Source organism: Aporhodopirellula sallentina SM41 (genome assembly GCF_000346505.1).
In the GTDB taxonomy this organism is placed as follows: Bacteria; Planctomycetota; Planctomycetia; order Pirellulales; family Pirellulaceae; genus Rhodopirellula; species Rhodopirellula sallentina.
In genome coordinates this window covers 1-12642 of sequence record NZ_ANOH01000317.1, presented here as the reverse complement: position 1 = coordinate 12642, position 12642 = coordinate 1, and the positions used below count along the sequence as shown (strand labels likewise).

Genomic DNA, 12642 nt, shown 5'->3' with positions numbered 1-12642 from the left:
CCAACGGTCAAGCGAATGTAGAAATGGCCCTACGGCTTTGCAGGCGTACTTTCTGCGAAGTCGTTGGGCGTCTGTATAGTCACAAGGATTGTTGGCTTCGGCTTGACGGTTCAGCGTTCGGGCTTGTCTCCAGGTTGGCTTGTCTTCGGGCTTGTTTGTCTTCGGGCTTGGCGAGAGATTTTGATCATTAGGAATTCCGATGTATGACGGTGCAACCTATTTCGCTTGGCTGGTGCTGGCGATCTTATTCTTCACGGCGGTCGGATTGATCGTTTGGCTCGGTTCTCTTCCCAAGAAGATTGCTCTCAAACGCAACCATCCTCAGGTGGATGCCATCAATGCCTGTAGTTGGATCGGATTGGCGTTGGGGGGGATTGGATGGCCGGTCGCCTTTGTCTGGGCATTGGTCAATTTTCATGGTCGCCAGGTTAAACCCAACTGTGCGCCGGGTGAGCGAGATTCGCAGCAAGGAACCGATCCTCTAACGAACACGGAATCTCAGACCGTTTCTGAATCGAAACGGGTCACTGAATTGAAGCAACGGGTCGAGGAACTCGAGCAGAAACTCCAAGCCGCAACCAACCAAGGGGACCTCGCATGATTGCTGTTGTCACGATCGTGTATATCTCGCTCGCCATATTGATCTACAAAATTTTGAAAATAAAGCCGACACCCAAAAACGTGGCGGCGATGGTTGTGCTCGGTGTCTTCTTGATTGGGTCCATCGTTATCAATTGGAAGTTTTCCGCACCGACTTCCAATCAGTTAGTCGTCTCTCGGTACACCGTTCAGTTGGTTCCACAGGTCCGAGGGCCAATCACCAAGATTCACGCTGAGCCAAATGTCCCATTGAAGAAGGGCGAGAACCTGCTGCTCGAGATCCAGCCAGATATCTACCAGAACACATACGACCAAATTTCCGAGTCGCTGGCCGCAGCCAACAAGAATGTCGAGCAGTTGAACGCAGCGATCGAGGCGGCTCGTGCCGGAGTCGCGCGTGCTGTCGCGGCACAGCAAGCCGCCAAAACCGAACTGACCATTTCTGAAAAGTCCGAGTCGCGACTTCCCGGTTCCGTCAGCAAGTTGCAATTGCAGCAGTTGCGTCAACAACTCAATGCGGCGGATGCTTCTGTCGACCAATCCAACGCAACGCTTCTGCAGTCGCAGTTGGGCAAACAGGCCGCCGAAAGCACCGCCCGTAGTCTCGAGGCCCAAATGGCGAATGCCAAATTCAATCTCGATCAATGCCGAGTTTATGCACCCTCGGATGGGTTCGTGACGAATTGGATGGTTCGGGAGGGAACGATGGCGGTCCCCATGCCTTTCTCTCAACTAGGGACCTTCGTCGATACAACGCAGGTGCTTCTCGTAGCGAGTTTTCCGCAAAATTTGTTGAGCAATGTTCAACCCGGCGATGAAGCGGAGTTGACATTCAAGTCGCGTCCCGGGGAAGTTTTTTCGGGGGCGGTTGAAAACATTATCCAAGCGACCGGCGAAGGGCAGTTTGCCGTGACGGGATCGCTCCCATCGGCAGCAAGTGTTAAATCGAACGGCGTCTTTGCGGTGAAGTTTGTGATGGATGATGCAGAAGTGGCCGAACTCTTGGCCATCGGAACGTCGGGCAACGTGGTCATCTACACCGATCGTGGAAAGGCGTTTCACGTGATCAGCAAAGTCGTCATCCGGATGAATGCGTGGCTGTACTACTTGCTTCCGTTCTAACCATGGCTTCGGTGTAACGCATCAATCGTCGCTGCCTTTCATGCCGTGCGAAGGACGTTCGGTTGTCAGCGGCGGTGCGTTTGCTTTTGATCTGAGCCAGTTGATGGAAGATATTACCGGTTGGATTCGAATGATCCTTCGTTCCAACTGATGTTTGCCTGGGAAATCAAGCAACAAAATGCCGATCACCATGGTCAGAAGTCCCTGGCCGGGAAGAATGAGCATCGCGACTCCGGAGAGAAGGACGAGCACGCCGATCAAGTTCTTGACGATCAGGCCGGCCATGCGCAACAACGGATGACGATCCGCAAAAGGCGTCTTGGGACGACGTGGTTTTGCAAAATAGTCATCCGGGATACGAACGACCAAATAGGGCACCAACAGTAGGCTGCCGACGAAGATCATTCCCGAAAAGATGGCTGAGTATCGCAATGCGTCGCGATGTTCGCTCAGGAGTGTCTGGAGTTGGTCAATCAAATGCATTCAACGGTTGGCTTCATTGGCGGTTGACTTCACTGAACTGGGGCGAGTAGACGGCAGACGCGGACCAGGAACCGGAACGGGAGAGAGCGTTCGGTATACTCGGCGACCGTCGCGAGTTGGCTTTTGGCGAAGTCCGCCTCCAGCATGGTTTCCACCTCGCTCGCAAAAACCCTGTCAATCATCAACATCGAGACTTCAAAATTCAAACGCATCGAACGATTGTCGAGGTTCGCGGTGCCGATCAGGGACACGGAATCATCGATCAGCCAGACCTTCTGATGCAGAAAGCCAGGTTGGTATCGATAGATCTCGATGCCTGCCTCTTTGGCTTCCTCGAGATACGAAATTCCCGAGAGATAGACGTGCAGATGGTCGGGATTCTGTGGGATCAGGATGCGAACATCAACACCGCGAAGCGCCGCCAATTGCAACGCTGACATGAGTTGTTCGTCGGGAATGAAGTAGGGACTGACGATCCATAATCGGTCTTTGGCCGAATTGATTGCGTGCAAGAAAAAGAGCGTGCCGGTTTCGAGAGTGTCCGCCGGGCCGGTGGGGAGACATGCGGCGACCACCTCTCCTCCCTCCTCTCTCTTGGGCTCCCAGTTGAGATCGGGCAGCGACCCTGTTGCCCAATTCCAATCTTCCGCGAAAGGTGTTTGGACGCACAGCACCACGGGGCCGCGAAGTTCCACATGTGTGTCTCGCCATGGCGTTAGCGTCGGGTGTTTGCCGAGATATTCGTCGCCAACGTTGTGGCCTCCGACGAAAGCGACTTCGCCATCAATGACAACGATTTTCCGGTGGTTGCGAAAGTTGAGGCGAAAACGATTTCCTTTGCCCTGGGTCGTATTGAAAGGATAGATTTCGACGCCGCCGTCACGGAGTTCATTGATGTATTCCGCTGACAGGTCTTTGCTGCCCAATTCATCGTAGAGCACCAACACCTGGACGCCCTGCGCGGCTTTCTTCAGGAAAGCTTCTTTGCATCTCTGTCCCAGTTCGTCGTCACGTAGGATGTAGAATTGAAAGAGCACGTAGCTCTTGGCTTGATCGATATTGTCCAGAATCGCATCAAAAGTCGCCTGCCCATCGATCAACAGTTTGGCGGTGTTGCCGGTCGTGATGGGAAGTTGAGTGAGTTTGTTCAGGAGACGTGATTCGCTCTCTTCGAAACCGGATTGAGGCACCAGCAGCAGGTTGTCCTCCTCGAGTTCTCGCCGAGTTCGAATTGCCATTTCACTGTTGGCGAGGTGTTCACTCCGTCGCAGCAAATCGTATCCGTCGAACTTCGATTGCCCGAGTCCCCAGTAAGCGGGTACTGCAACGTATGGCAGCGTGTTGAGGCTGACCGCCCAGGCTACCGCACCTTGAGACGTGCGCGTTGACATGACCGCTTGAATCGAAGTCAACGCACCCAGGATGTGCATGACCACGACAAACAAGATCCAAAATCGTCTTCGCTTCGATCTTGGTTGGGCCGGAGTGTTCGGCTCATCCGAAGAGCCGGAGAGTGCTTTGCGACGTTTGAACATGAATTCAGTGACTCTTCAGGTAGGGCGATGTGCTGGTGCCGTTACAATCAAGCATGTTGACGTGTTCGCATGCAGATGGTGCCATCAACTGTTGGGGGATTTCAAACGCAGAGGCACCAGAGGGCGCAGAGATTTGAACTGAAGGTCGTTCATGCCATCCACGCTCTACGCTATCCGCACGCGTCCTTGGTACTAATGGATGCCGGTGCGTCGATTGCGTTTGGCGTACCAGTTGGCGTATCCAAAGAGCCAGTGCTGCATGCCGTTTGCGAGGTTTTGTGTTGAGGGTACGAAGTAGAAAGTGAATGTGGATGGGCTTCCAGTGTGGCACTCGACTAAAAAATCGCCAATCCCGATTCCTACGTCTGACCCCAGCGAAGCTCTGGACCCAGCGAAGCTTCCCACGCGATTTGCGAGATCGGGTAGCGAAGGTTCCGTCGCTCAGCAATTCCTTCGGGGAAGTTCCGGAATCAAATCGGGATCTAGATGTTCCCGGATTTCTTAATTGCGAGAACCAAGCGAACACCGAGGTACATGGCCGCAGCACATCCGATGATTCCCGCGACAGAGGTTTCGTAGATGAGAGGTTTCACCTTGTTGCTGAGCAGGGAAGTCGAACCGACAAACAGAGCCGATGTGAGAAGCCCAAGCACGAGTCGATTGACAATCGAATCCAGCCGGCGGTGTTCCAAGTGCACGTCAAAACTGCCACGCCGGATCCGATTCAGTACGTCCGAAACGTCGTTCGGGAACGACTCAGCCAACCGGCTCCAATCGCGATGAGAGCGTTGTAGGTTACGCCACATTCTTTGCGGTGAGAGGCGTCGTTTGATCGCGTCGAGTCGATAGGGTTCGAGCAGCTCGACAATGTTAAACGTCGGATTGAGTTGCTGCGCGGTTCCTTCCAGCATTACCAGCATCTTGATAAGGAGACTCACTCGCGATGGAAGTAGAATGTGGTGCGAGCGAACAATCTCAGTCATCCCCGTGAGGGCACCACTGAGATCAAATTGGTCAATGGACAGAGACCCATAGTCGTCGATGAATTCGACGAGGTCCGAACGTAGACGTGATCGATCGAAGTCGGTGGGGAGTTCTCCGAGTTGCACCACGGAGTCGAGCAATTGGTCGGTGTCTTTGTTGATCGCGGCGATCAGAAGATCCTCAATCATTTCGCGAAGATCTTCATCGACGCGGCCGACCATCCCACAATCCAGCACGCCGATCACTGCGTTCTGCAGCACCATCAAGTTGCCCGGATGCGGATCCGCGTGATAAAAGCCGTCGCGGAACACCATCTTCAAGAACATGTCGGCGCCGCGTCGAGCGATGTCGGTCAGATCGAAACCGGATGCATCCAATTGGTCGCGAGATGACACGCTGATGCCTTCGAGGGCATCCATTGTCAGCACACGCTTGGTGCAAAGATCGGGATGAGGAGCGGGGAAGTAGACTCCCTCATCGCTGCTGAAGTTGGCGGCAAAGCGTTTGAGATTTTGCTGTTCTCGTGTGAAATCCAATTCATGCAGCAGCGTTTCACGAAACTCTTGCGCCGTTGCAACGGGGCTGAACTGGGCCGCGTCGGTCGAATAGGTTTCGGCGAGTTTGGCGAGCTCGATCAAGATTTCGAGATCGTTTTGGACCCGATATTCAATGTCTTGATGTTGAACCTTGACGACAACTCGCGTTCCATCGTTCAAAACGGCCCGGTGAACTTGACCGATCGACGCGGAAGCCAACGCATGTGATTCGAAACTGCGGAACAGATCCTCCGGAAGCTTGCCGAGTTCGGATTCGATGAGTTCGAGTACTTGCTCGGGCGAATCAGGTGGCGTGCTGGATTGGAGTTCCGCGAGTTCGTGCGCCAACTCGGGACCGACTAGGTCGGCACGCGTGCTCAGTATTTGACCGAGTTTGATGAACGTCGTACCGAGTTCCGTAAGGGCCATGCGTACTCGAACGGCTTCGGGAAGCTCCGCGATTTGCTGTCCATCGTTGCTGCGTAGCTGACGCTGAACCCAATCGGCTTTGACGTTGCATAGCCACGGTGCGAGGCCATACTTCAACACCACGGCGACTACTTCGTGAAAACGTCCCGCGTTTCGAACGAGTTTCGGTAGATCGGATACTGCCACGTTGGTTTACCTCTCGATGTTGCACGGTTTCGTTGGTGTTGTCCGGGTGGCTTATCAATGGCGCTGCCTGATCCGTACCCGATTGCTTGGGTGTACACCCAACGAAGACGGCCTTCGTAGGTATTTCTATTCACCAATTGATTTTCGAACCCGTTGGAAACCTGCCTTCAATTCATCGGCAACGAGGCCGAGCGCTGCAAGAACATTTCCGGCGCTTTCTTCCACCGCATCTTTCACCGGCTCGTACTGGTCGTTGAGTTCGTCGACCTTCCCGGAGATGCGTTCGTAATCGTCTTTGGCGTCCATGCTTGCCAAGTGAATCTTGAGCTGAAGTTCGTCGCGTTCTGTCTTCAGCTTTGAAATGATTTCATCCAACGCGGTGCTTTGGTCTGACACGGTCCTCACCCTTCATTAAGTTGCAAGCGAAACGTTTTCGAACTGCTGCAAGCAAATCCGACGATTGAGGAACCGTTGTACCACAGAGGGATCATGCGTTCGCGGCGCAAAATCCTAATCGAGCTCGAACTCCTCCCGATTGATTCAATTTGTCGCATGAGGCGGCGCGCTTATCGGCGAATCGCTTCGACAATGTGTGGGAGAGTGAGTGTTTTCTGCATGACGATCTTCATGCCAGTGTTCGCATGTGGATCTGCCGTAGCTGTTGATTGCCCACCAGTTGTTTTCTGTCCCGGAAAGATTTCAAGCGATTAGCCCCAGGTCGCGTCAGGGCACCTGGGTACATCCTTCAGCGGAAAGAAACTTGTGAGGAATCAATCGCTAGTACTTCATGTCAACTTGATTTTGGGGTAGTGGACGAGGCGACGAGTCCTTGATGCGCTCGTCACGCAAGGGGATTCCTCGCGTCATCCACTACCATTCCTCCCGACAGCCACGTTGCAGCGGAATACTAGTCGGCAGGCTCTCGGTTGACAGCGTGTTCGATCGTGCCAACGGTTGGTTGTTCCTTCCTATAGGAGTCAGCCCAGTGGGAGCAAGCTCAGGCTAAGCGTTGTTCTATCGAAGTTCGGGCAATCCGGCGAACTGAAGCAACGTTTGCGTATCGAGAGAGTCGAGCGAGTTTGCGAGCGAATTTTTGCTTTCCGATTTGGTCTTTTCCACGGTCGCGTTGGTATCCGATGAGAAATCGACGTCTGCGTCTGGCACAGGGGCGGGAGGGGCAGCCAGTTCCGACTGTTCGTTTTCAACGACCGGGGCCGGTGGGGTCGGCGATGTGGTTGGGGCAGCGGATGATGTCGTGGTGGTTGCGCTAGGGACGCTTGGCGACTGAATCAGCACACGGTTGGGCGTGGTGGTTGTTGCTGGTGATTGGTTGGGAGAGTGGTGAGTTGCACCCGGGTAACCGTAACTGTGAGCGTTTCCGTAGACCGGGGTGCCGTAATGGGAAACAGGACCGTAGCTCGGGGCGTGGCTGTAACCGGTCGTGTGGCTGTAGGTGTGGCTGGGGGAGTAATAGCCTTGGCTGCCTCCGCACGCGAAAACGGTTGATGCACTGGTCAAGAGGAGGGTGGCGGTCAGGGCGGCGAGTTTCGTCTTCATCGTTCGGGCCTTCTCGTATTGCGGTTGAATTGGCGGGCGGTTTGGTGCGGGCGATTGTCTTTGCTCGTTGAGAGGTTTGACTCTGAGAGGCTTCGCTCCGCTTCTAAACACTCAATGCAGATGGCTACCGAGGAGCGGACAAATCAATTCTGGAAATACTTTTCAATATGCGTTTTGCTGGAAAACCTCGTCTTGTGCGGACGATCTGCACCTGAAATCGGCCCGGTTGGTCGCCTGAGGCGGTGAATCAGCCTCGATTGTCAGGTCGCGTTTGGGCGAATAACCTATCCGCCTCATTGAAATCGCACCTTCCAACCCCGTTCTTCCCAATGAAAATTCTCGTCACCGGCGGTGCCGGTTACATCGGCAGTCATACCGTGCTCGAACTGCTCAACGAAGGTCATGAGGTCATCGTTGTCGATAATTTGGACAACAGCAGTAAAGAGTCGCTCCGCCGCGTTGAAGAACTGACCGGGAAGAAGGTCGAATTCCACAAAGTGGACCTGCTCGATTTCGACGCTCTCGACAAGGTTTTCAGCGGCCGTGGAGTCGATTCCGTCATCCATTTCGCCGGTTTGAAGGCAGTCGGCGAGTCAGTGCAAATCCCGCTGCGTTACTACCATAACAACATCACCGGCAGTTTGAATCTCTGCGAGGTGATGATCAAACACGACGTCAAGAATCTCGTCTTCAGTTCCTCGGCGACGGTCTACGGCGATCCGCACACGGTTCCGATCACCGAAGACTTCCCGCTCTCGGCGACCAACCCGTACGGTCGAACCAAGTTGATGCTCGAGGAGATCTTCCGTGATCTTTCGGTCAGCGACAACAGTTGGAACATCGCTCTGTTGCGATACTTCAACCCGGTCGGTGCCCACAGTAGCGGGCGAATCGGAGAAGACCCGAGTGGCATTCCAAACAACTTAATGCCGTTCGTTGCGCAAGTTGCGGTCGGACGCCGGCCAGAGCTATCCGTGTTCGGCAATGACTATCCGACTCCCGACGGCACTGGTGTGCGAGACTATATCCATGTCGTTGATCTCGCCGTCGGGCACGTCCGGGCAGTCGACAAACTGACCAGCAATCCTGGCGTGGTTACCTACAACTTGGGAACAGGCAACGGTTGTAGTGTGTTGGAAATGGTCGCCTCGTTTGAAAAAGCGAGTGGAAAGAAGGTGCCGATCAAAATCGTCGATCGACGTCCCGGCGACGTTGCGTCATGTTACGCCGATCCCACCTTTGCGGAAAAGGAGCTCGGTTGGAAGGCCACTCGCACGGTGGACGACATGTGTGCCGACACGTGGCGTTGGCAGTCGCAGAACCCGTCTGGTTTCGGTAGCAAAGACTCTTAAAGTTCGAGAACCCTGAGGGTACCACCATGGACGAATTTTTAATGGCCGCGTTGCAAGAGGCGAGAGCCGGCCTGCGGGAAAATGGCATTCCGATCGGATCGGTATTGGTGGTCGATGGCGAGATCATCGCCCGCGGGCACAACCGCCGCATCCAAAACGGCAGTGCGATTCTGCACGCGGAGATGGATTGCCTCGAGCGAGCCGGGCGTTTGACGGCGGCGGAGTATTCCCGGTCGGTTCTGTATTCGACGTTGTCACCGTGTGACATGTGCAGCGGAGCGGCCCTGCTCTACAAAATTCCCAGGATCGTTGTCGGAGAAAACCAAACGTTCCAAGGCCCCGAAGCGTACGTGCGAAGTCGGGGTGTCAAGCTCGACATCGTGAACGATCCAGCGTGCATCGAGTTGATGGAGCATTTCATCGCGACCCATCCGACGCTGTGGAACGAAGACATCGGTTTGCCGACGGATTACTGATACTAGGTTGTCTTCGTTCGGGACCCTATTTCATTTGCGTTTGTGGATCGCCTTTGAACATCACCGCACTTTTCACACGCGGGCAGCAGAGAGTGACGCACACCACCACACTTTTCGCACGTTTCGAAAAGTGATGTCTCGCAGCACGGGCATGTGTACGGGTGGTCGAAACTCGCGACGGGTCCGTCGACGGGAATCGGCGTGTGTTTCTTCAGGCTACGCCGGGTCCATGACGCGAATTTCAAGGGGCCACGTTGGATCGGGTAATCACAAATCGGGCAGAAGAAATGGCTGTACGCTTCGCGATACTGACGCAGCAACCAATCGCGACTCGGTTTCGCGACGAGTCGCAGCAATCGAACCAGCACACCCGTCGCGATCGCCAGCGAGAGGACGATTAGGATGTATTTGAAGTAAATCGCAGGAAAGTGTTCGTGCATCACGAGCAAAACTCGCATCGCGACCGCACCGCTGATCGCATAGACCAGCATCGCGTAGGTTCCCCCTGCCTGACGAACGAAAACCCATCCGCAGACCATTAGCAACGGTATCAGAATCCCGAGTTTGTATGCCGCCAGTCGCCATTGATGCTGTGCGTAGCGACGCTGATACTCTGTCTCGATCGGTTCGCTGGCGACCTCGATTGCGGACTCGTTTACTCTTTGTTTCGCCTGAACGTCATTGCGGTCTTCGTTGAGTTGAGAGAGTTCAGCGTTGAGGGCCTGCGCGTTTTTCTGATGGGCTAAAAATGTTTCCAAACTATCCGTCAACGCATCTTGTTGGTCTTCGCTGAGCGACGTTTTGTTTTGGTCCGCGTTACGTTTGAGTTGCAACAGTTGGTTGATCGTCTGCTGAGAATCGGAAGTCGTTTGGCTGGTCAGACGCCGACGTTCTTCGACCATTTTGATTTGCTGTTTGAGATCCTCGAGTTGCCCTGTCAGTACTCTTCGCTCCTCCTGCAGTTCCTGCGGCAACTTCTCTTCGAGCATCTGGGTGTAGTTGGGCCCTTGGACACGATCAATGTCGCTGATGATGTAACCGAGCAACCAGAACGAAAGGATTCCGACCGCGATGCTGAAGCCGAGGACCATCAAGCGGAGTATGAACGAACTACGTTGCTTCTGAGATTTCATCGGATGGCCTGGAGGAAACGGTTGGTTGTGCGATCACAACTTAGGAGTGCCCGTTTGTTTGGAAACACTGCGCGGGAAATTACGTTCGTTCGGCACATCTCGTTGAAGGCCCACTCGTACCTCGAAGAGGTTAAAGCGATTAGCCGGTGGTAAGCGTAGCGTCACCACCGGAAAGCATGAGAAATCACTTCCCCCCTCCCGCCAATCCGCCGAAGGCGGATTGGCGGGAGGGGAAAGGGCGGGTTTCGTCCTACACTCCCCAGGTATGCTTCGCGACCAGGGGCTAATGGCTGAAATCCCTTCGGGATAGTGACAAAAATGGTGCGTTGACCGAGAAGTGTCGTTCGTTCCATTTTTAGAATCAAGGACTCGCTCGCAGCGAAAGAGATCACGGGATGGGGAACTTCGGAATGGGATCCGTGTTCGGATTTATCAGTTTGTGGATCAGGAATGCATGAACATCTTCGTAGCGGGCGCTCGGGTTTCCGTTCCACGTGACTCGGCATTCGACTCCGATGTAATCCATTACCTGTTTGAGTTTGATCCCCAAGAGCGCGTGATGCACCCACAATCCGGGGCTCGAATCGACATCGACCGGGATGTTTCCGCGACTGTAGACCATGAACACGGGAGGATCGTCCTTGGACAGATGGCTGATCGGCGATGCGTCGACCATTAGTTTCTGAACACGCTCGGTCTCGAGTTCTGCATCGTGTTCGATCCCATAGAACGCGTAGAGCGCCGGATGCGGAGGAAGATCAGGAACACCAAACCAGTCACGGAACGTTCGCATGTCATAGGTCGATTGCCCGCCGATGGTTCCGGCGGCAACGATCCGGGTTGATTGCCGAGCGATCGGGTCATCGCTGTCCGAATCAGCGAGGTCATCATGGAACGCCAGCCACAGTGAGATTCCCGCACCGGCCGACCCGCCGTAGCACGCGATTCGATCCGGGTTTATGTTCCATTGATCTGCGCGCGAACGAATCGTTTGCAAACATCTCGCAGCATCATGCATCATGATCGGATACGGACCGACGTCGCTGAGCCGGTAGTTGATCGATGCGAATGAGATGCCTTGGTCGAGGTATTGTTCGATCGGTTGGTTCCCTGCCGACTTGTCGCCTCCGCGAAAACCACCGCCGTGAATGTAGATCACCAGTGGTGACGGTTTGTCGTCGTTCGGCGTCGCCAGCCAGAGGTCGAATCTTTGTTTCTCATGATCACCATAGGCGACATCCGCATGCGTCGGTCGCGGCCGAACGGATGCGACCCGTTTCTTGTTGGTCTCTATGCGTTCAGCGCGTTTTCGTTGAGATTCTGCGAACGCGTCCAATTCCGTCTGAGTGACGGTTCCATCCTTGTCGGTGTCAAACAGTTCGAACCGGTCGCGGAAACGTTCAGGGAACTCCATGCGAGTGAGCGACCCGTCCGAATTATGATCCCAGCGACGGATGTGCGATTCGCTTTGTTGTGCAGCCACCGGGATGGTGATCACAATACCGATCATCGCGAAAATGCGAACGAGAAATGCACGACCCATGACGGTTTCCTCTGAGCAGATCTAACCGTATTGAGGAACGCGAGGAAATTCAGCCGAGTTCCGCACGCGCATGCGACGACCGCCTCGCATCCCAACACGGGGTGTAGAACCCGATATTGTAACGCCTTCGGTGGCGGTTCGCCCGAGCCGACCTTCCGCAGAATGTTTGCCACGAGAATCGGTCGGATGACGAAGGCTCTGCGACGCACCTCCGAGGAGGGGCGAATGTCGGAGTTTCGCTGCACGCGATCCAACCTACCGTTGGCAATGTCGGTTCGCGGTCGCCGTCAATCTCGGAAGGAACGAACCCATCGCGAGTTGGTTTTGAGGATGTCCCTGACGACGCTTTTGGTTTCCTCGGGATCTGGCGGATCGTGTTCGAGTTCATGCTCGAGCGTTTCGAGTTTCTTGCGAATGAGGTAACCCTGCATCCGCTGATACGGTCGTAGTTCGCCGGAGCGGATGAACGTGCCTACTTCCAAACGGCGACTCCAATCTTCCCAAACCGGCAGCCAGAACAACGCGTGGTCAACCTGTCCGCTATTTGCCGCCGACAAGCATTCCGCACGCGCCATACCGATTTCGTCCAAGCACTCTCTTGGTGACGGATAGTAGGCATAGCAGGCCACGACACTGATGGCGATTAAGCCACCGAGCATTGTGGCGCCGATGACTCCCGGTGGTACGATCACATCGAAACCGCGGT

At 54.7% G+C, this 12642-nt stretch carries 11 protein-coding genes and 1 pseudogene; 4 read left to right on the top strand and 8 right to left on the bottom strand.

The features are described from left to right. The first annotated feature begins 199 nt into the window (after positions 1–199). Both RSSM_RS21035 and RSSM_RS21030 read left to right on the top strand, forming a co-directional pair. Positions 200–601, top strand: coding sequence for a DUF3302 domain-containing protein (locus tag RSSM_RS21035; protein WP_008683625.1), 402 nt, complete (start codon positions 200–202; stop codon positions 599–601). Continuing rightward, on the top strand, positions 598–1722 hold the full coding sequence (locus RSSM_RS21030; protein ID WP_008683624.1) for an HlyD family secretion protein: 1125 nt from the start codon (positions 598–600) through the stop codon (positions 1720–1722). The genes RSSM_RS21035 and RSSM_RS21030 overlap by 4 nt, the downstream gene beginning before the upstream one ends. 21 nt (positions 1723–1743) lie before the next feature. On the opposite strand, the gene RSSM_RS21025 is transcribed toward RSSM_RS21030, so the two are convergent. The 5 genes from RSSM_RS21025 to RSSM_RS21005 form a co-directional block, all read right to left on the bottom strand. After that, on the bottom strand, positions 1744–2205 hold the full coding sequence (locus RSSM_RS21025) for a PGPGW domain-containing protein (protein WP_008683623.1): 462 nt from the start codon (positions 2203–2205) through the stop codon (positions 1744–1746). Between the two features lie 29 nt (positions 2206–2234). Beyond that, on the bottom strand, positions 2235–3740 hold the full coding sequence (gene cls / locus RSSM_RS21020; protein WP_008683622.1) for a cardiolipin synthase: 1506 nt from the start codon (positions 3738–3740) through the stop codon (positions 2235–2237). Between the two features lie 482 nt (positions 3741–4222). After that, positions 4223–5875, bottom strand: a complete 1653-nt coding sequence (locus RSSM_RS21015) for an ABC1 kinase family protein (protein WP_008683621.1) — start codon at positions 5873–5875, stop codon at positions 4223–4225. A 126-nt stretch (positions 5876–6001) separates the two neighbouring features. Beyond that, entirely contained in the window at positions 6002–6271 is a 270-nt protein-coding gene (locus tag RSSM_RS21010; RefSeq protein WP_008683620.1) for a hypothetical protein, read from the bottom strand. Positions 6272–6889: 618 nt separating this feature from the next. Beyond that, positions 6890–7432: a hypothetical protein gene (locus RSSM_RS21005; protein ID WP_008683619.1), complete on the bottom strand. Its 543-nt coding sequence runs from the start codon at positions 7430–7432 to the stop codon at positions 6890–6892. 329 nt (positions 7433–7761) lie between these two features. Between RSSM_RS21005 and galE the strand changes: the two genes are divergently transcribed. Further along, the gene (gene galE / locus RSSM_RS21000) at positions 7762–8784 is read left to right on the top strand and encodes a UDP-glucose 4-epimerase GalE (RefSeq protein ID WP_044303185.1); all 1023 of its coding nucleotides are present in this window, start codon (positions 7762–7764) and stop codon (positions 8782–8784) included. A 26-nt stretch (positions 8785–8810) separates the two neighbouring features. Next, positions 8811–9260 carry a nucleoside deaminase gene (locus RSSM_RS20995; RefSeq protein ID WP_008683617.1) on the top strand — a complete coding sequence of 150 codons (450 nt, stop codon included), beginning with the start codon at positions 8811–8813 and terminating at the stop codon, positions 9258–9260. A 2-nt stretch (positions 9261–9262) separates the two neighbouring features. Here RSSM_RS20995 and RSSM_RS20990 read toward each other — a convergent pair whose 3' ends face one another. The 3 genes and pseudogenes from RSSM_RS20990 to RSSM_RS20980 all read right to left on the bottom strand — a co-directional run. After that, positions 9263–10393, bottom strand: coding sequence for a membrane protein (locus RSSM_RS20990; RefSeq protein ID WP_044303184.1), 1131 nt, complete (start codon positions 10391–10393; stop codon positions 9263–9265). 388 nt (positions 10394–10781) lie between these two features. Next, positions 10782–11936, bottom strand: a complete 1155-nt coding sequence (locus RSSM_RS20985) for an alpha/beta hydrolase fold domain-containing protein (RefSeq protein WP_008683615.1) — start codon at positions 11934–11936, stop codon at positions 10782–10784. A gap of 287 nt (positions 11937–12223) precedes the next feature. Then, positions 12224–12642 (bottom strand): annotated as a pseudogene (locus tag RSSM_RS20980) (permease); the annotation flags it as partial.

Excerpts from the sequence above, each read along its gene's own strand:
- RSSM_RS21035 (WP_008683625.1), top strand. The coding sequence starts at position 200 with ATGTATGACGGTGCAACCTATTTCGCTTGGCTGGTGCTGGCGATCTTA.
- RSSM_RS21030 (WP_008683624.1), top strand. The coding sequence starts at position 598 with ATGATTGCTGTTGTCACGATCGTGTATATCTCGCTCGCCATATTGATC.
- RSSM_RS21025 (WP_008683623.1), bottom strand. The coding sequence starts at position 2,205 with ATGCATTTGATTGACCAACTCCAGACACTCCTGAGCGAACATCGCGAC.
- cls (WP_008683622.1), bottom strand. The coding sequence starts at position 3,740 with ATGTTCAAACGTCGCAAAGCACTCTCCGGCTCTTCGGATGAGCCGAAC.
- RSSM_RS21005 (WP_008683619.1), bottom strand. The coding sequence starts at position 7,432 with ATGAAGACGAAACTCGCCGCCCTGACCGCCACCCTCCTCTTGACCAGT.
- galE (WP_044303185.1), top strand. The coding sequence starts at position 7,762 with ATGAAAATTCTCGTCACCGGCGGTGCCGGTTACATCGGCAGTCATACC.
- RSSM_RS20995 (WP_008683617.1), top strand. The coding sequence starts at position 8,811 with ATGGACGAATTTTTAATGGCCGCGTTGCAAGAGGCGAGAGCCGGCCTG.
- RSSM_RS20990 (WP_044303184.1), bottom strand. The coding sequence starts at position 10,393 with ATGAAATCTCAGAAGCAACGTAGTTCGTTCATACTCCGCTTGATGGTC.
- RSSM_RS20985 (WP_008683615.1), bottom strand. The coding sequence starts at position 11,936 with ATGGGTCGTGCATTTCTCGTTCGCATTTTCGCGATGATCGGTATTGTG.